This window comes from Pseudomonas sp. YNh (assembly GCF_037993085.1).
GTDB lineage: Bacteria > Pseudomonadota > Gammaproteobacteria > Pseudomonadales > Pseudomonadaceae > Aquipseudomonas > Aquipseudomonas putida.
Genome location: NZ_JBBMRJ010000052.1, coordinates 1 through 18306, shown reverse-complemented (window position 1 = coordinate 18306; position 18306 = coordinate 1). Strand labels below are relative to the sequence as shown.

The following is an 18306-nucleotide window of genomic DNA, read 5'->3' as shown; positions in this document are numbered from 1 at the left end:
CACCGATTTCGGCCTGGACTACGGCAACCCGGACTTCGTCAAATACGCCGAAGCCTACGGTGCGAACGGCCACCGTGTGGAAAGCGCCGAAGGCCTGCTGCCACTGCTGGAACACTGCATCAAGACCCCAGGCGTGCACGTGATCGACTGCCCGGTCGATTACAGCGAGAACGACCGCATCCTCAACAGCGAGCTGCGTGAGCGCGCGCTGGCGGTGTAAGCCTTAAGGTACGGCGCCAGCCTCAGGGCTGGCGCTGTCCTCCTGCAAGAGCGGCTTCTGCCGCGCCATCCCCCCAGGCCTTGCTGGCCGCACAATGTCCGTCACTTCTGTCAACGATCCAACAGGCCCTGCAGGCTGGCCAGGATGCTATTGGCATCGTAAGGCTTGCGCGCTACGGGGACGCCCTTCAAGTGCTCGGGAATGCTGATGCCATCGCCATAGCCTGTGGCAAACAGGAATGGAACCTGACGGCGCACCAGTTCATCGGCCACGGAAATGGATGTGCCGGTGCCCAGGTTGACATCCAGTATCGCAACGTCCGGTGTGCGGCGGGCGAGCAATTGCATCGCCTCGGCTTCGGAATTGGCGGTGATCACCTCTTTGATTTGAGCATCGTTGAGAATCTGCTCCAAGCCGACTGCAATCACCAACTGGTCTTCGAGGATCAGCACGCACAAGCCCGCCCGTGTTGCAAAGGTATCGCCTACGCGGGCCATGGCCGAGACCGGGATGGCTGGCTCGAAGGTGTCAGCTACGGTCAGGTGCTTGTCAGGGATCCGGAAAACGCCTTGCAGGCCTTCGGGGTAATATTCCACCGTGCTGGTGCCGCCCAGGTCGAACGGGATACTGCGGTCGATCAGTACCGATCCAAAGCCAGTGCGGCTGGGCGGGCGTACCGTTGGTCCGCCACTTTCACGCCAGCTGATGACGCAGGCGCTGGCGGCGTCGATCGCCCAGCTCACCGCAAGCTTGCCGCCGGCCCGCGATAGCGCACCATACTTGGCCGCATTGGTGGCCAGTTCGTGCAGCACCAGGGCCATCACCGAGTAGGCGCGCGCGTCGAGGATGACGTTCGGGCCCTGCAGCTCGATCACGTCGGCAGCAGTGCGATAGGGCGAAAGCTCGGCCTCCAGCAGCATTGCCAGGCGGCCGCCACCATCCCCACGCACCACTTGGTCGTGGGCCAGTGACAATGCCTGGATACGCCCTTTGAGGGTGGCCACATAGTCCTGGAGGGTCTGGCTCTCGGAGGTCGGGTGGGCAACCAGCGCACCAATCAGCGACAGGATATTCTTGACCCTGTGATTGAGCTCCTCGTTAAGGATGCGCTGGCGCACTTCAGCCTTCGAGCGCTCGCTGGCGAGCAGCTCGCTGTTGTGCAGCACCACTTCGACGATGGCGGTGCGGATGGCATCGCCAAACTGGCGATCCTGTTCGGTCCAGGGCAGCGACTGCTGGTGAACGGTTTCTTTCCAGATGGCGAAGCTTTTGCGTGGCGTCAGGCGATCGCCCAGCGCGCCGCTGTCGTAGGTCTTGTTCGGGTCCCCGGCCCATTCGAGCGTCTCGATGACCTCCTTGCGAAAGAAGATCAGGTAATCCCTCGGCAGCTGCGACATCGGGATGATCAGCACGCCGGACACATCGGTGAAATACGCCTGGGCCGAAGGGTGCACCATCGACAGGCGGTTGGACGCCCAGGTACGGCCATCGGCGACCGTATCCGCCAGGCGCAACAGGTCGGGCACGGCAGCCTTGGGCAATGTCAGCCCCGCCGATGCCCAGCGGCCTTGCAACGACATGCCGATGCCATCGCAGGGGATCAGCGACATCAGCCGCGGCAGGCGTGAGTGGAAGAACCCATCGATGTCCGCTGACTGGTTGGCATCGCGCACGATGCTGTCCAGTGCTTTGTGAACCCGCACGGCGGCTTCGAGTTTTTGCCGGCTGCGCAGGGTCTCGATATGCAACGCGAAGAACTCGCCGAACATTTCGGCGGCCACCCGCTGCCCCATGGCCAAGGTACGTGGCGCGTAATGGTGGCAGGCGATCATCCCCCACAGCTCGCCGTTGACGATGACCGATATCGACATGGAGGCGCCCACGCCCATGTTGCACAGGTACTCGCAATGGACCGGCGACACGCTGCGCAGGTGCGCGTAGGACAGGTCGAGCGGTTCGCCTGACGGGTCAAGGACCGGCTCGATGGCGACCGTTTTGAACTGCGCGTCGGAAATCACCCGGACCGGGTTGCGCAGGTAAAGCGCTCGGGCCTGCTGTGGGATGTCGGAGGCGGGGAAGTACTGGCCCATGAAGCTTTCAAGGTCGCCACGTTTGGCTTCGGCGACCACCTTGCCGGCACCGTCTGCGCCGAGCTGGTAGATCATCACCCGGTCGTAGCCCAGTACGGCCCGGACAAAGCGGGCAGCGTCGCGGAACAATTTGCCGGTCTGGTCGATTTCGCGCAGCTGGGCAATCAGGGTACGGGCCAGCTCGATGGGCTCGGCGATGCTGGCACCGGCCGGTTCAAACTCCAGGATTGCCGTACCTTTGAACAGGTGGGCGGCGATATCGAAGGCCTGGCCGTTGGGCAGCATCACGCTGAAGCTGAGTGCAGGGCGCGAGGCTTCGCGGGTACGGGCCAGTGCGTTGCGCAGGGTATGGGCTACCTCGTCCCCTAGCACCGTGTGCAGCTTCTGGCCGTTGATATCGCCTGCCAGGCCCAGCAGATGCGGGGCGTTGACCGAATGGCGCAGCACCACTGTCGCGGATGCATCACAGGCCAGCAGGCAGCCGTGGGGCTGGATGCTGCCAGGGATCTGGATGGGTTCGCGGTCGCAGTTTGTCAGGTTTACTTGTGGGTCGAAGGTCATTTGGCCCGTGCCTAAGGGTAAAGAATAGGCTGCCAGGACGGCCGCCATCGTCAGCCTAGCAGGCATTGTCCGCCTTGGGCATTGCCGGGTGGTTGCCTTTTCAGGCTGATGGGGTCTCCCCCCGTTCATCTGCGAACCCCAGCTCCCGTATGAACATTGAAAACAATTCGGGGTGAGACGAGATGTTCAGCTTCGCGTATAGGTGGCGCCGGTGCACCTTTATGGTTTCTGGCGAGATACCGAGCCGTTGCGCCATCGCTTTCGACGAGTAGCCGCGCAGGATAAGGCGGGCGATTTCCAGCTCCCGCTCGGACAACAGGCCTTGGGCGAACCTGGCCAATGCATCGCCAACCGGCGCCTGCACGGGCACCGGCACGCCACTACGCGCCCAGTGCTGCCCAAGCAGTGCCAGCACCCAGGCACTGATCAGGTTGAGCTTGCCCAGCTCTGTTGCGTCGAAAGCGCGGCGCATGCCCAGTGACAGCGACAACACCCCATCGGGCAGCTGTAACAGGAACTGGACTTCGTCGACCAGCACATGGTCCTGGAAGTAGTTCTGGTAATAGTCCGTTTGCCAGAAATGGTCCGGGGCCACTTCTTCCAGGTGGTAGCAACCACTGGCCAAGCCTTCGCGGCCGGCCTGGTAGAAAGGGTCTAGCAGGTACAACCCGTCGAGGTACAGCTCACCCGCTGCGGGGGCTGGCGCTGCATCGTATTCCTCCAGCACTTGTGGGGCGCCCTGGGGAGGGAAGTGCATCGCCAGCGCGTTATCGAACGGCACCCAGTGCCTCAGCACCAGGATCAGCTGACGCCAGAAGCGCTGGCTGCCAATCTGCTCGATCGTTCTGGCCAGCGCGGTGTGGCCGGCAACCTCATGAAAGAGAATTTCCACGACAGCGTCCTTGAAAGAAGTAGGGCATTGGCACCCGCTTTGCCTCAGCTGTCAACCGGGGGTACCCCTTAGTGGGAATTGTCCTGCCGGGCGCCGCCGCATAGATTTCATACCAATCAAGCGGGCCGTCGAGCTCGCCACGTTTCGCTTACTGGTTCTGCCTCTGACACTAACAACAACGTGAGGATGAACAAATGACGTCCTGTAGTGCACCCACCCCAGAACTCAAACCGACGCTGAGCGTCGCAGATGTAGTCGCCATCACCGTGTCATCGGTGACACCCGCAAGCTCCGTCTTCGTCATTGCGCCCTTTGCTATCGCCCAGGCAGGTACAGGTGTGATCTGGGCCTTCGTGCTAGGTGGTGTGCTGGCGCTGATGTTTGCGCTTTGCTATGCCGAACTGGGCCGCGCGCACAGTGCGGCAGGGGGTGAATACGTGTTTGCCAAGCGGGTATTTGGCGGGATGGCCGGTTACGCTACGTTCCTTACCGTGCTGGCTATGCTGGTGTTCATTCCACCGGTCTTGGCCACGGGGGCAGCCACTTACCTGAATGCAGCGCTCGGCACCCAGCTTGACGGGCAGACGGTGGCCTTGGTGATCGTGGCTCTGGGCTATTTGCTTGGCATTCTCAACATCAAGCTGAACGCGTGGGTCACCGGCATTTGCCTGTTCCTTGAGGTGGCGGCACTGATGGTGATCGTGGTGTTGGGCTTTGGCCACGCCCAGCAACCGGTCAGCAGCCTTGTCAGCCCGCTGGTACTCGATAACGGGATACTGCACGCGGCGCCCTGGGCGCTGGTGATTGGTGCGGTGGGCACTGCGCTGTTCTCTTTCAACGGTTATGGCGGCGCCGTGTTGCTGGCCGAAGACATGAAATGTGGCGGGCGTGGGATCGCCAAGGCAGTGCTGTGGTCGCTGGTGCTGGTGCTGGCCATCGAAGTGGTCCCGCTGGTGGCGCTGCTGGTAGGGGCACCCTCGCTTGAGGCGATGCTGGCCAGCCCGGACCCTATCGGCTACCTGCTGACGGCCCATGGCAACGAAACACTCTCGCGCCTGGTCAGCGCCGGGATTTTCCTTTCGGTGTTCAATGCCATCATTGCCCTGGTCATCCAGAGTGGGCGGGTGATCTACAGCAGCGGGCGGGATGCGTTGTGGATGCCGACCCTGAACCGCGCCTTCATCCGCATTCACCCCAAGTGGGAATCGCCCTGGCTGGCCACGCTGTTCCTCGCCGTGCCTTCCGCTGCCTTGACGTTCAGTTCCAACCTGTCGGAGCTCACGTCCTTCACCGTGCTGCTGATCCTGTGCGTGTACCTGGTGGTCGGGATGTGCGCGCTGTTCAGCCGCGTGCTGCGCCGCGACCGTGAGCACCCTTACCGGATGCCGCTGTGGCCACTGCCGGCCTTGGCTGCGGTGACCGGGGCCGGGTACCTGTTGACGACCCTGTTGAGTACGGCTTCAGCCCGGGACATTTTCATCATTCTTGGCATTCTGCTTACCTCCGTGTTGTTGTACGGCACGTATGGCAAGTTGAGCCCGGCCTTCCAGAAACTTTGAGCGAGAGACAAGATGCGAGCACGCGATTTCGGTATCACGCTGGGCCTTGGTCGGCCTGGCCCCCACAACGCCATTACCGATGTGCCGGGTGTGCGGGTTGGCCACGCCACCCTGGACAAGCACCACAATGGCAAGCCTGTACGCACCGGTGTCAGTGTCATCGAGCCCCGCGAAGGCCCGGCGCGCCATCAACCGTGCTTTGCCGGCTGCCATGTGCTCAATGGCAATGGCGACGCCACAGGCCTGGAGTGGATTCGTGAGGCGGGCCTGTTGACGACAGCCATTGCCACCACCAACACGCACAGCGTCGGCGTGGTGCGCGATGCACTCATCGCCCATGAGCATGCGACCCTGGCGGACGCGTCGACCTACTGGTGCATGCCGGTGGTGATGGAGACCTACGACGGCGTGCTGAACGACATCTGGGGCCAGCATGTAAATGCGGACCTGGTTCAGCAAGCGCTGGGGGCGGCCCGTGGCGGGCCCGTTACCGAAGGTGCGGTAGGGGGGGGTACCGGCATGATCTGCCATGAATTCAAAGGCGGGATCGGTACTGCGTCGCGGGTATTGCCGGCAGAGCAGGGTAGCTGGACGGTGGGTGCCTTTGTCCAGGCCAACCATGGCCAGCGCCGCGATCTGCGGGTGGATGGCTATCCCGTAGGCCGGGTGTTGCTTGACCTGCCCACGCCATTTGACCAGCAGGATACCCCCGGCATGGGCTCGATCGTGGTGGTACTGGCCACCGATGCACCGTTGCTGCCGCATCAGTGCCAACGGCTGGCGCAACGTGCTGCGCTGGGCATTGCCCGCACGGGTGGCGGCACCGATGACTCCAGCGGCGATATCTTCCTGGCATTCTCGACGGGGAATACCGGGCTGGCGCCTGCCGACTACAATCGCCGCGATCTGCCGATGACAGCGCAAGTGGCGATGGTCAACAACGACCATATATCGCCGCTGTTCGCAGCAGCGGCCGAGGCGGTGGAAGAGGCCATTGTCAACGCGATCCTGGCTGGCAGGACCATGCAGGCAGAGGATGGGCGAGAGGTGCCGGGCCTGCAGGGTAAGCGGCTGCTGACGGCCCTTGAGCAAGTGGGTTGGAAGGCTCAGGGTTGACGCAGAAAGAGAATCGCTTGAAGCCGAGCCACGATCAATGGTCTCATCCCGCGCCTGAGCCTACTGGTATTGAACGATGAACCGCCCGCTGTTTGTTTCCATTGATGGGCCCAAGGGTACCGGCAAGACCACGCTGCTGGAGGCCGTCACTCAAGCCTTGCGGCTGGACGGGAACAAGGTGATCCGCCTTTGTGAAAGAAAGAACGACCCTTGCCGGGGCGAGACCATGGCCCTGGTCAACCAGCTTGCCAGAAGCCCATGCCGGGACCTGGAGTTCAAGGTGTGCGAGCGCTTTGCCGAGAGCCGCGCCTGGATTTCCCGGCATGTGCTGCCCAGGCAGCCAGCTGACAGCATCATCCTGATTGATCGCTGGTACCCCTCCGATGCTGCGTTCCGCCGCACGGTGCCGTTCGACCAGATTTTGCGGCTGAACCTTGAGCGAAACGTGCAAGTGCCCGATTTGCATGTCGGGGTTGTCACAGCCCCTGAAACCTCATGGGCACGAGCCGCAGCGCGTACGCGAGGGCTGGGCAGTACGGTGATCTACAACCTTGATGAACAGGTGGCCTGTACCGAGGCGTTTGAGCGTGCCGTTGCAGAGCACGGCTGGGTGCTGTGCCGCAATGAAGGGGCGATCGACGAGGCAACCCGGCAGGTGGTTGGGGAAATTCAGGGCGTGCTTGCACGCATGTGAGCTGTACCCGCAACGTGATCTGGCTGTTACAGCCCGGTTTCCTCAAGGGCCCATCGGGCTGCCAGCTGGTCAATGAAAATGCGTATTGCAGCAGGTACATACATGCTGTTTCGGTACAGCGCATGAATGGGTTGCCGTGCAAAGTGTTGTGGGTCAAGGACGGTGCAGAGCTTACCCTTCGCGATGGCGTCGTCTACCAACCAGCTTGGTAGAAGCGCAACCCCGAGCCCGCGCGAGGCCATGTCCAGCAACGCCTCTGCGCTATCTGCCTGAAAGCGGGACGGGCGCACGAACTGGCAGCTTTCGGTCATGGACTGTGAGTTGAAGAAGCGCCAGGGCGCATCGCTCAGGTGCGTATGAGCCAGCCAGTGCACGTTGACCAGCGCCTCCGTTGAGCGAACCGGGTGCCGTAGCAGATACGCCGGGCTGGCGACCAGCTGCAAGGCATAGTCGCCAATCCTGGCGGCCTTGTAATCGGAGTCCGCCAACTCGCCTAGCCGGATTGCAACGTCGAAGCGTTCAGCAACCAGGTCACAGAGGTGCGATGACGCTACGTGCTCGATCGACAGATCCGGATGAGCTTCTGCCATGTCTGCCAGCACCGGCAGCACTGCACGCTGTGCAAAGGCAGAGGTACTGGTGATGCGTAACCGCCCGCCAAGCCCCGCGGATGACTGTTGCACGCTGGCTGTCGCGCGCTCCACCTGGTCAAGCAGCTGACGTGCTTCAACCAGAAACCGTTCACCGCAGTCGGTCAGCACGCTGCGGCGTGTGTTACGGGCCAACAGGCTGGCGCCTAGCTCAGCTTCCAGGCGCCGTACATTGAAGCTGATCCGCGCCTTGGACTGGCCCAGCAACTGGGCAGCCTTGGTAAAGCTGCCGCTATCTGCAACGGCGACAAAGCTGGCAACGCGATTGAGGTCGAGCATCATTGTCAAAAATCAGTTAACAGTGTGGGCGATATTACAGCACTTATGTCGCTGTCGGTGCAGGGGTACAGTCACGCTCGCTGACTGGAGTTCACCGTGGCCTTACTCAACCTGCGCCGTCGCATCACGCTGTTCTACTTGCTGGGTTTCTTCGTAGACCTGATCAATACCTTCATCACCGCCGTGGTTTCACCGAAAATAGGTGAAGCACTGCACGCTGATGTCGCCACGCTGGCTTGGGTGAGTACGGCCTATCTGCTTGGGCTGATGCTGGGAATGTTGCCCAGCCGATGGCTGGGGCAGCGCATGGGCGAGCGCCCGGTGCTGCTCGGTTCACTGGTGTTTTTCTCAGGCGCCACACTGCTGATCGCCTGGTCGGGGCAGATGGCAACGCTGTTGCCTTTACGCGGGCTGCAGGGTTTTGCCGCCGGGCTGTTCATTCCCCTGGGCCAGGCACTGGTCTACCGCCTGTACTCGGCCCATGAGCGGCCAAGGGTGACCATGGCGATCATGGCCATAGGCTTGCTAGCGCCAGCCGTATCACCCCTGGCAGGCGGTTGGTTGTCGCAACGGATGCCCTGGCAGTGGGTGCTGCTCGCCAGTCTTCCCATGGCACTGCTGGCCTTGCTTCTGGGTGCTTGCTGGTTACCGCGCCCACCGGCAGCAGCGCGCAATGAACCCTTTGATGGCAAAGGCTTGCTACTGGCTGGGGCAGGGGTGGCCAGCGGCTTGCTGGGTATGACTGATGCGGGGGGTGGCCAAGGTGGCATGGCTATGGCCTGGGCCGCACTGGCTGCAATCTTGCTCGGCAGCTATCTGCGTCACTCACGGCGTATCGCTGCACCCCTGCTGGACTTCTCGGTGATGCGAGAGCCCGTTTTCGCCGGATCGATGATGTTGTACCTGGCTGTGCCGGGCCTGTTCATCGGCGTAAACCTGTTGGCCATGCTTTACCTTCAGGCCGACCTTGGATGGACCGCAAGCGCAGCAGGCAGCCTGATGTTGCCATGGACCGTGGGGGCAGCGCTGGCGATCGCTTGCACCACCTGGTGTTACAGATCATTCGGGCCCACCCCGTTACTGCTGCTGGGGCTGGCGCTGCAGATACCGGGTTATGCGCTGCTGGCGCTGGCTTACAGCACGTCTTCACTGATGATTGCCTACGCGCTGCTCGGTGTCGGGGGGAGCTTATGCACCAGCGTCGCGCAAAGCGCTGCCTTTTCAGCATTGGCATCATCGGAACTTGGCCAGGCCAGTACCTTGTGGGCCCTGAACCGGCAGTTGAGCTTCTGCCTTGGCGTGACAGCCGTCAGCCTGTTCTTCAGCTTGCTGACCATGCTCTTGGGGACTCGGCAAGCCTACCAAGCCACATTCATGCTGGCAGGAGGGGTGCAGGCAACCTGCCTGGCCGTCCTGTTCTGTCTGCGGATACGCTCACTTGTCAAACGAAAGGAACGTCATGAATCGGTATCTGAAAGAAGTCATTGATCTGCACGTATTGATCGAGGTGCTCTTCGCCAGGGGGGAGGGTTCTGTTGCAGCCATGGTCGAGCGGTTTCACGCGGATTTTTCAATGGCGACGCCTGCCGGTGCTCAGGTAGGCCTGGGCGATGTTTCATCCCTGTTTGCTCAGCGTGCAGGGTCTCAGCCAGGGTTGAGCATTGAGGTCACCGAACTGGAAACCATCGCACAATGGCCGGAGGGTGCCGTGGTGTGCTATCGCGAGACGCACCATTTGCCCGGCCAGAAAGCGAAGGCGCGCATCTCCACTGCATTGTTAAGTGCTGAAGGCGGACGCGTGTTGTGGCGCCATCTTCAGGAAACCTGGGCGGCTTGAGGCTGCGCGATGATGGGTTGGAAAAGCCGCTTTCCGTGATTCGAAAGCGGCTTTTTCCTACTTGGCAGTAAAACCTGCAAACCGCTTGTTGAAGCCAGCCACCCGGCCCTCGGCCTTCGCCTTGCGTTCCTGGCCGGTGTAGATCGGGTGCGAGGCACTGGAAACGTCGAGGGTGACGTAGGGGTAGCTGATGCCATCGGTGTGCACGTGGGTCTTGTCTGTTTCGATGGTCGAGCGGATCAGCCAGAAGGCACTGGCAGCCACATCGTGAAACAGAACGGGGCGGTAGTCGGGGTGAATGCCTGGTTTCATTGTAGAACTCCTTAGCGAATGTTATACAGTAACAAAATAAGCCAAGTGACGATTCATTTGCAACCCGGGCCCGACCTTCGAATGCTGCCGCGAGCGTATGGACATGACCGAACAAGAACTGCTTTGCATGCCTGCAGAGGCCTACATGGATGCCCGCCAGCAGGGGTTCTTCCGCGACCTGCTGTTGTCGCAGCGCAACGAGTTGCAAGCGCGAATATCCAGCGATTTCGAGCTGATGCGCGCATTCGAGCCAACCAGCGACCCATCTGACCTGGGCACTGTGGAAGAGCAGCGGCAATGGCAGCTGCGCCTGCTTGAGCGGGAAAAAAAGCTGCTGGACAAGATCGACGAAGCCTTGGAGCGCATTGCACGAGGTGAGTACGGGTGGTGCAAGGACACCGGCGAGCCCATCGGCCTGAAGCGCTTGCTGCTGCGGCCGACAGCGACACTGAGCATCGAGGCCAAGGAGCGGCAGGAACGCCAGGAGCGGCATATACGCGAAGCTTGATTCCCTAGGCGTGGATGGCACCGGCCAAGCCCGTGCCATCCTGCAGGTCGTCAGGCACCCTGGCGGTCGATATCACGGCGCAGGACTACCGACGTGGTAATGTCATCCACGGATTCGTGGCGTGCGACGTTGTCGCGTACCTGGTTGAGGTCGTCGATGGTCCGGGTCTCCACTTCAACCACCAGGTCAAGCTGACCGCTCACCGAGGAAACCCGCCGCACGCGTGCGTCAGTAGCCAGCTGGTCAAGCAGCCCCATGGCAGGTGTGCGCTGTAACGTTACCAGCAAGATCGCGCGTATGACATTGGCGTCTATCTCGCCGATATCCGCCCGATAACCGCGAATGATCCCGCTGCGTTCAAGGTTGGCAACGCGCTCGGTCGTGGCGCTTCTGGAAAGGCCTATGCGGCCGGCTAATGCCTTCAGCGCAATGCGCGCGTCCTTCGAAAGTACTTCAAGAATCTCACGATCTTTTGCATCCAGCTCACGCATTGCAGCACCCGATTAGCTCGCCGTCTTTATGCCGGTCAGAACCGGCATAATGCCTGTTGATCCCGACCGTATGCAGGGTGTCGGTTTCGCTGGTGCATGACAAGCTATTGAAAAAACAATTTGCTCGCTCGGAACGTGATGATATGACAGACCTTTCCCACCCGGCACCTCGGTTTTCGGCAAGCGATGCAGAGGGCCTCGCAAAAGATTTCTTCAATGTCTCTGGCACTGCCACGCCCCTGGACGGGGAGCGTGATCGCAATTACCGGCTGCAGACGGGCCTGGATGCGGGCTGGATACTGAAAATCGTCAATGCCAGCGAGCCCAGGGTAGAAAGCGAGTTTCAAACCGCGCTGCTCGATCACCTGGCCGTGCACGGCGGGCATCTGGGCGTGCCTCACTTGCGGGCCAGCGTGGCTGGCGACTACCTGCCGTCGGTGACCGGTGCCACAGGTGAAAAGCACGCAGTGCGCCTGGTCAGCTGGTTGGCCGGCACGCCACTTGCCGAGGCCAGGCGCTCATTCGCACTGATGAGCAACTTCGGCCAGGCACTCGGTGAACTCGACCGCGCGCTGCAGGGCTTCATGCACCCGGGTGCCATCCGCGACCTTGACTGGGATCTGCGCCATGCTGCGCGCTCCCGTTCGCGCCTGCACTTCATAAAGAGCCCTGAACGCCGGGCCATTGTCGAGCGCTTCATCACCCAGTTCGAACAGTCTGTACAGCCAAGGCTGGCTTCCCTGCGGGCCCAGGTGATCCACAACGATGCCAACGACTGGAACATTCTGGTCGATGCCGAAACTACCAGTACCGTGACTGGCTTCATCGATTTTGGCGATGCCGTGCATACCGTGCTGATAGCCGAGGTTGCGATCGCCAGTGCCTACGCCATTCTCGACATGGACGACCCGATCGGCGCCGCTGCTGCGCTGGTCGCCGGTTTCCATGAAAAGTACCCTCTGCAAGCGCAAGAGCTTGATGTGTTGTTCAACCTGATCGCCATGCGCCTGGTCATCAGCGTCACCTTCTCCGCTTCCCGGCATGACCAGACAGACGACAACCCCTACCTGGCGATCAGTGAAGCGCCTGCCTGGCGCCTTCTGGAACAGCTTGATGCGATGAACCCACGGCTGGCCACCGGCATCCTGCGCAAGGCCTGTGGTTTCGATGCCATCGAAGGCGCGGGTGATGTCCGCCGCTGGATTGCGGACAACCACAAATCCTTCGCCGACCTGGTACGCCCGTCTGCCGCCATCCTGAACAAGGTGATTGCCCCATTTGGCGACGCCACCCACGAGATGACCATCGCCTCGGCTGAGCAGCGCCCTGCAGATGCAACCCGTTGGTGGGACGAGTTCTCTGCTGCTCACCAGGTGCCGCTGGCCATCGGGCCGTGGGGTGAGTTGCGCAGCATCTACACCGACAGCGCGTTCGAGTCCCGCTTCATCAAGGGGCAACGCCGTACACTGCATGTCGGTGTCGACCTGGTGATGCCAGCAGGTACGCCGTTGTACGCACCGGTCGCTGGCACTGTCAGAAGTGTGGAGGTTGAACCAGACCCGCTGGGGTATGGTGGCCTGGTGATGATCGAGCACACGCCACCCGGTTGCCCGCCATTCCTGACCTTGTGGGGGCACATGGCCCATGAAGCGCTCAGCCGCTTGAAAGCCGGTGACAAGCTCGAAGCTGGCGACCTGGTCGGCTACATGGGCACCGATCATGAAAACGGCGGCTGGATTCCCCACCTGCACCTGCAGATGACCACCGATACCCAGCTGAGCGCGAGCGAGGTCATTGGCGTGGGTGAGCCAGAGTACCGCGAAGTGTGGGCCGACCTGTTCCCCGATGCCTCGTCCTTGGCGGGTATCCCGCCAGAGACCTACACCCAGCAAGGGCTGACCAAGGCCCAGATCATCGCCAGGCGCAAGGAACTGCTGCTACCGAACCTGTCGATTTCGTACAGCGACCCGATCAAGTTCGTGCGCGGTGATGGCGTATGGCTGATCGACAATTTCGGGCGCGCCTACCTGGACTGCTTCAACAACGTGTGCCACCTGGGCCATAGCCACCCCGACGTGGTCGAGGCCTTGACCCGCCAGGGCGCGCTACTCAACACCAACACCCGCTACCTGCACGACAACATCGTCGAATACGCCGAACGCCTGACCGGTACCCTGCCAGAGGGCCTTTGCGTAGCGTCCTTTGGTTGTTCGGGGAGTGAAGCCAACAGCCTCATGCTGCGCATGGCGCGCAACTACACCGGCAGTGACCAGGCGATCGTGCTGGACTGGGCCTACCACGGCACCACGCAAGAACTCATCGACCTTAGCCCTTACAAGTACAAACGCAAGGCCGGCAAGGGCAAGGCAGCGCATGTATACGAGGCGGTGGTCCCGGACAGCTACTACGCGCCTGAGCACTGGCCAGTGGAACAGCACGGCAAGCGCTTTGCCGAGTCGGTAGCAGAGCAGCTGGATGCCATGCGCAAGGCAGGCAAGGGCCCCGGGTTCTTCCTTGCCGAGTCGATTCCCAGCGTGGCAGGCCAGGTGTTCCTGCCTGACAACTACCTCAAGGAGGTCTACGCCATGGTTCGCGCCGAGGGTGGGCTGTGCCTGGCCGATGAAGTACAGGTCGGGTTCGGCCGCGTCGGTAGCCACTGGTGGGCGTTCGAGACCCAGGGCGTGGTGCCGGATGCCGTCACCATGGGCAAACCGATTGGTAACGGCCACCCGATGTCGGCGGTTGTGACCACCCGTGAGGTTGCCGATGCCTTCAACAACGGCATGGAGTATTTCAATACCTTCGCCGGCAACCCCGTGTCGTGCGCGGTAGGCCTGGCGGTGCTCAATGCAATCGAGCGCGACCAGTTGAAAGAAAACGCCTTGAACGTCGGCAATTACTTGCTCGAGGGTTTCCGCAAGCTTCAGCAGCAATTTGACGTGATTGGTGATGTGCGCGGGCTGGGGCTGTTTCTCGGTATCGTCCTGGTCACCGACCGCAAGTCGAAGGCGCCGGCCACGGCCCTGGCCCGGAAAGTGGCTGATGGCGCCAGGGAACGCGGCGTGTTGATCGGCACTGAGGGCCCGCATGACAACGTGCTGAAAATGCGTCCTTCAATGATTTTCAGCCGGGCCAATGCCGACTTCCTTCTCGAGGTGCTGAAAGACAGCTTTGTGGCAGCCTTGAAGTAGCCCTTACAGATTGCGCGGTCCCTGTAGGAGCGGCCTTGTGCCGCGATAGGGCTGCGCAGCAGCCCCGGCAATTAGTGCATCAGCACTGAAACCTGGGGCTGCTTCGCAGCCCTGTCGCGACACAAGGCCGCTCCTGCATCACGCCTTCTGCCGGTCTATGTCACGCCGGAGCACTACCGCCGTGGTGATGTCGTCTACAGAGTCGTGGCACGCGACGGCGTCCCGTACACGGTTCAAATCATCAATCGTCCGTGCTTCAACCTCCACTATCAGGTCGAGCTGCCCGCTGACCGATGAAACCCGTTTTACCTGGGCGTTCTGTGCCAGGAGGTCCAACAACCCGAGCGCCGGTGTACGTTTCAGCGCTACCAGAATGATTGCCCGTATGACATTGGCATCGATTTCACCGATGTCGGCGCGATATCCTCGTATGACCCCGCTACGCTCCAGTTGCAAAACCCGCTCGCTGGTGGCACTTCTTGACAGGCCAACTCTTGCAGCCAGCGCTTTAAGTGCCACACGCGCTTCCTTGGAGAGTATTTCGAGGATTTCCCGATCTTTGACGTCTAATTCGCGCAATGCTGACACTCCCGCCTGATCACCGGTAAATGACTGGCCGCCCCGGAAAAGTGCAGTAGGCAAACCCGCCGAATACTTGCTTGTTTTTAGTGCATTGGCAGACACTACTCCAGTTTTCCAATGCCCGATGTAGTACCGGCATTGTGTCGGTGGATTCCGGCAATGTGCCAGTCGAACGCGCACATTGCAGGGTGATTTCAAGGTATCAGTGTGCAAAGCTCTCAGTGAAGGTTGGGGCCTCAGAACCCAAGACAATAAGAAATAGAAACTTCCAAGGAGTGCCTCGATGCTGGCAAGAAAAACCAGGATGCTACTGGCTTCCACCGCTGTTGCGGCGGCTGGGTTGTTCTCTCACGGTCTGGCGCACGCCGATGACTTGCAGGCCGTTCAAGCGTCAAAAGTACTGCGCGTGGCAATGAGCGGCCAGTACGCTCCCTTCAGCTTTGCCAATGAAAGGAATGAAATTGTCGGTTTCGACGCCTCTATTGGTGAAGCACTCGCTCAGCGTTTGGGCGTGAATATAAAAATTATTACCACACCGTTTGACGGCATTATCGCCGGGCTGCTGGCCAAGAAGTATGACGCTGTCATTGCCTCGATGACCATTACCCCCGAGCGGCTGAAAGCCGTTGACTTCGTGGGCCCTTATTACCATGCAGGCCGTACCATCGGCGTCAAGCAAGAGTCTCCGATCAAGGGGCTGGATGACCTCAAGGATGTCACCGTCGGCGTTACCCTGGGCGACTCGCATGACAAATGGGCGCGTAATCGCGGCAATCTTAAGGTGCGCACCTATAAAGGCTTGCCGGAAATGCTGGTGGACCTGGAAGCCGGTCGTATCGACGCGGTAGTAATGGACAGTATTCCGGTAATGGTTGCGGCAAAAGAGACCGGGCAGAAGGTGCGGATCATCAGCCTGCCGGACGAGCAGGGTGGTCGTGAAGGCCTGGGCATTGCCATTCGCAGAAACAACCCTGAACTCAAGGCCCAGTTACAGAAGGCCCTGGACGAGATCCTGGCCGATGGCACCTATGAAGAAATCTCCATGAAATGGGTGGGTAGCGACATCCGCTGATGCACACCTGGAGTGGCCTGACCGAGAGGCTGGGCCGGGTTGGCTGAATTTTGTGAGTGGTTTTTATGGACCTGTCATTGATCCATCGCACCTACCCGTTCTTCCTGGAAGCCGCCTGGGTAACTGTGCAGATCTCGTTGCTGTCACTCTTGCTGGGTTTACTCCTTGCAATCGTTCTGGTGGCGTGCCGGTTATCACCATTTATTATCTTGCGGTGGGCAGCCAACATCTACGTCAGCGTATTTCGCGGTACACCCTGCCTGGTGCAGTTGTTCATTATCTATTTTGGTGGGCCACAAATAGGTATTGAGCTTGAGCCGTTTGCTGCTGCGGTGATCGGTTTAGGCATGAATATAGCGGCGTATATGTCGGAGTCCATTCGAGGGGCTATCGATAATGTCGACCCAGGCCAGGAGGAAGGCGCGCGGTCGATTGGCTTCAGCCGCAGGCAGACGCTGTTGTTCATCATCATTCCCCAGGCAATGAAACTGATGATCAGGCCGCTCGGCGTAAATGCCATCGGGCTGATCAAGGGTTCTGCCCTGGTGTCGGCCATTTCGGTGGTAGAACTGACTTACACCGCGCAGCGTTTTATCAGTTCAACTTACAAGCCGTTCGAGATATTCATGGTGTCGGCGTTGCTTTATATCGTCATGGTCTACTCGGTCAAGTACCTGGTGGACATACTGGACCGGCGATACGCAACCCAGTGAGGAGTGCCAGTGGAAGGACTAAACCTGAGTGTCATCACGCCTTACTATGAAATGCTGGCAACCGGCCTGTGGTGGACGCTTGTCATGTTTCTCTGTTCCAGCGTCATCAGCCTGACGGTGGGTGTGCTGTTTGCCCTGATCGACCTGTATGCGCCGAAAGCCATGGCATTGCCTGTACGTTTCGTGACCTGGCTGTTAATGGGCACGCCATTGTTGCTGCAACTGTATCTGATCTATTACGGGCTGGTTCAGGTCGGTATCGATATACCGGCGCTGGCTGCGGGGATAATCGGGCTAAGCCTGCATTTTGCGGTGTACAACGCCGAGGTGATCAAGTCCGGGATCGAGGCGGTCGACCCAGGTCAGATCGAGGGCGCGCGCTCGATTGGCATGAGCAGGGCCATGACCCAGCGCTACATCATTGTTCCGCAGGCGCTCAGAAAAACCATTGCGCCGCTGGGGAACAACCTCATTGTGTTGCTGAAGGACACTTCACTGGTGTCGATCATCGGTATTGCCGAACTCGTCTACAGCGCCCAATTGGCCGTCAGCGAAACGTACAGCCCGTTTGAATTCTATATCGCCGTCGCAGTGATCTACTACGTGGCCAACCTGGTGCTCGAGGCCGGGTTGCATCTTATTGAAGCCAAGGTCGAGATGTCACGATGAACAACAACGCTATGGTAGAAGTGAAGGGCGCTCGCAAAGCCTATGGCACACTTGAGGTGCTCAAGGGCATCGACCTGTCGGTTTCGCGTGGGCAGATCTACGCCATCATCGGCCCGAGTGGCTCTGGCAAAAGCACCTTGCTGCGGTCGATCAACCATCTCGAAGTGCTCAATGACGGTGAAATCTGGCTGGATGGTGATCAAGTCAACCGCCCCTTGAAAGGCCGCGCCTTCGAGCAGCACATCAATCGGGTGCGCCAGCAAATGGGCATGGTGTTTCAACACTTCAATCTGTTCCCGCACCTTACCGTCTGTGAAAACGTCGCGATCGGGCCTGTGAAGCTCAAAGGCTACTCGAAAACTGCGGGCAGAGCGCTGGCCCTGGAGTACCTGCACAAGGTCGGGCTGGCTAACAAGATCGACGAATATCCTTCGCGCTTGTCCGGTGGGCAGAAGCAGCGCGTGGCCATTGCCCGGGCGTTGGCCATGCAACCCAAGGTCATGTTGTTCGATGAAGCAACCTCAGCCCTGGACCCGGAGCTCGTGGAAGAAGTGAACCTGGTGATGAAGCAACTGGCGGCCGAGCACATGACCATGTTGATCGTCACGCATGAGATGCGCTTTGCCGGCGAGGTTGCTGACCAGATCGTATTCATGGATGGTGGGGTTGTTGTGGAACAAGGGGCTCCTGGGGAAATCCTGAGGAATCCGGTGCAGGATCGTACCCGGGCTTTTCTGAAGAAGCATTTGCAAGCCGACCCTTTGTAAGAGGGCCGGGCTGCTTCAAAAACCAGGCAGGCTGGTCAGGCCAGCTTTTCCAGCTCCGGAACCGCTTCGAACAGGTCGGCAACCAGGCCGTAGTCGGCCACCT

At 60.4% G+C, this 18306-nt stretch carries 18 protein-coding genes; 12 read left to right on the top strand and 6 right to left on the bottom strand.

Annotation, left to right across the window (positions count from 1 at the left end; genetic code table 11):
• Nucleotides 1–220 (top strand): thiamine pyrophosphate-dependent enzyme (locus WF331_RS28345; RefSeq protein WP_021784465.1); only part of this gene is annotated, 220 nt, incomplete at its 5' end.
• Nucleotides 221–330: 110 nt separating this feature from the next.
• Here WF331_RS28345 and WF331_RS28340 read toward each other — a convergent pair.
• Complete coding sequence (locus WF331_RS28340) at nucleotides 331–2871, bottom strand: HWE histidine kinase domain-containing protein (RefSeq protein WP_340623531.1); 2541 nt, start codon at nucleotides 2869–2871, stop codon at nucleotides 331–333.
• 100 nt (nucleotides 2872–2971) lie between these two features.
• On the bottom strand, nucleotides 2972–3763 hold the full coding sequence (locus WF331_RS28335; RefSeq protein WP_016499816.1) for a helix-turn-helix transcriptional regulator: 792 nt from the start codon (nucleotides 3761–3763) through the stop codon (nucleotides 2972–2974).
• Between the two features lie 194 nt (nucleotides 3764–3957).
• On the opposite strand from WF331_RS28335, the gene WF331_RS28330 reads away from it, so the two are divergent.
• From WF331_RS28330 to WF331_RS28320, 3 genes are all read left to right on the top strand, one after another.
• Nucleotides 3958–5322, top strand: a complete 1365-nt coding sequence (locus WF331_RS28330) for an APC family permease (protein ID WP_241801072.1) — start codon at nucleotides 3958–3960, stop codon at nucleotides 5320–5322.
• Between the two features lie 12 nt (nucleotides 5323–5334).
• Entirely contained in the window at nucleotides 5335–6438 is a 1104-nt protein-coding gene (locus WF331_RS28325; protein WP_016499814.1) for a DmpA family aminopeptidase, read from the top strand.
• A gap of 76 nt (nucleotides 6439–6514) precedes the next feature.
• A complete protein-coding gene (locus WF331_RS28320; RefSeq protein WP_016499813.1) occupies nucleotides 6515–7132 on the top strand; it encodes a dTMP kinase in 618 nt (205 codons plus the stop codon).
• A gap of 26 nt (nucleotides 7133–7158) precedes the next feature.
• Here the strand turns inward: WF331_RS28320 and WF331_RS28315 are convergent, their stop codons facing one another.
• Nucleotides 7159–8064, bottom strand: coding sequence for a LysR family transcriptional regulator (locus WF331_RS28315; protein WP_016499812.1), 906 nt, complete (start codon nucleotides 8062–8064; stop codon nucleotides 7159–7161).
• Nucleotides 8065–8157: 93 nt separating this feature from the next.
• Here WF331_RS28315 and WF331_RS28310 point away from each other — a divergent pair, with 93 nt between their 5' ends.
• A complete protein-coding gene (locus WF331_RS28310) occupies nucleotides 8158–9549 on the top strand; it encodes an MFS transporter (RefSeq protein WP_016499811.1) in 1392 nt (463 codons plus the stop codon).
• Nucleotides 9521–9898, top strand: coding sequence for a hypothetical protein (locus tag WF331_RS28305; protein ID WP_016499810.1), 378 nt, complete (start codon nucleotides 9521–9523; stop codon nucleotides 9896–9898). Before WF331_RS28310 ends, WF331_RS28305 begins: the two co-directional genes overlap by 29 nt.
• 57 nt (nucleotides 9899–9955) lie before the next feature.
• On the opposite strand, the gene WF331_RS28300 is transcribed toward WF331_RS28305, so the two are convergent.
• Nucleotides 9956–10210, bottom strand: a complete 255-nt coding sequence (locus WF331_RS28300) for a type B 50S ribosomal protein L31 (protein WP_016499809.1) — start codon at nucleotides 10208–10210, stop codon at nucleotides 9956–9958.
• 103 nt (nucleotides 10211–10313) lie between these two features.
• Here WF331_RS28300 and dksA point away from each other — a divergent pair, with 103 nt between their 5' ends.
• Nucleotides 10314–10718 (top strand): RNA polymerase-binding protein DksA, encoded by a 405-nt coding sequence (dksA, locus tag WF331_RS28295; RefSeq protein ID WP_041168031.1) that lies wholly within the window; start codon nucleotides 10314–10316, stop codon nucleotides 10716–10718.
• 50 nt (nucleotides 10719–10768) lie between these two features.
• Here the strand turns inward: dksA and WF331_RS28290 are convergent, their stop codons facing one another.
• The gene (locus tag WF331_RS28290; RefSeq protein ID WP_016714074.1) at nucleotides 10769–11209 is read right to left on the bottom strand and encodes an Lrp/AsnC family transcriptional regulator; all 441 of its coding nucleotides are present in this window, start codon (nucleotides 11207–11209) and stop codon (nucleotides 10769–10771) included.
• Nucleotides 11210–11352: 143 nt separating this feature from the next.
• Here WF331_RS28290 and WF331_RS28285 point away from each other — a divergent pair, with 143 nt between their 5' ends.
• Nucleotides 11353–14400 carry an aminotransferase class III-fold pyridoxal phosphate-dependent enzyme gene (locus tag WF331_RS28285; protein WP_340623530.1) on the top strand — a complete coding sequence of 1016 codons (3048 nt, stop codon included), beginning with the start codon at nucleotides 11353–11355 and terminating at the stop codon, nucleotides 14398–14400.
• 138 nt (nucleotides 14401–14538) lie between these two features.
• Here the strand turns inward: WF331_RS28285 and WF331_RS28280 are convergent, their stop codons facing one another.
• Nucleotides 14539–14979 carry an Lrp/AsnC family transcriptional regulator gene (locus WF331_RS28280; protein ID WP_024717903.1) on the bottom strand — a complete coding sequence of 147 codons (441 nt, stop codon included), beginning with the start codon at nucleotides 14977–14979 and terminating at the stop codon, nucleotides 14539–14541.
• 286 nt (nucleotides 14980–15265) lie between these two features.
• Here WF331_RS28280 and WF331_RS28275 point away from each other — a divergent pair, with 286 nt between their 5' ends.
• The 4 genes from WF331_RS28275 (at nucleotide 15266) to WF331_RS28260 (ending at nucleotide 18203) form a co-directional block, all read left to right on the top strand.
• A complete protein-coding gene (locus WF331_RS28275; RefSeq protein WP_284360385.1) occupies nucleotides 15266–16054 on the top strand; it encodes an ABC transporter substrate-binding protein in 789 nt (262 codons plus the stop codon).
• A gap of 65 nt (nucleotides 16055–16119) precedes the next feature.
• Nucleotides 16120–16767: an amino acid ABC transporter permease gene (locus tag WF331_RS28270; RefSeq protein WP_016499804.1), complete on the top strand. Its 648-nt coding sequence runs from the start codon at nucleotides 16120–16122 to the stop codon at nucleotides 16765–16767.
• 3 nt (nucleotides 16768–16770) lie between these two features.
• Nucleotides 16771–17436: an amino acid ABC transporter permease gene (locus WF331_RS28265; RefSeq protein ID WP_231859004.1), complete on the top strand. Its 666-nt coding sequence runs from the start codon at nucleotides 16771–16773 to the stop codon at nucleotides 17434–17436.
• A gap of 11 nt (nucleotides 17437–17447) precedes the next feature.
• Complete coding sequence (locus tag WF331_RS28260; RefSeq protein ID WP_080983713.1) at nucleotides 17448–18203, top strand: amino acid ABC transporter ATP-binding protein; 756 nt, start codon at nucleotides 17448–17450, stop codon at nucleotides 18201–18203.
• Nucleotides 18204–18306: the final 103 nt, after the last annotated feature.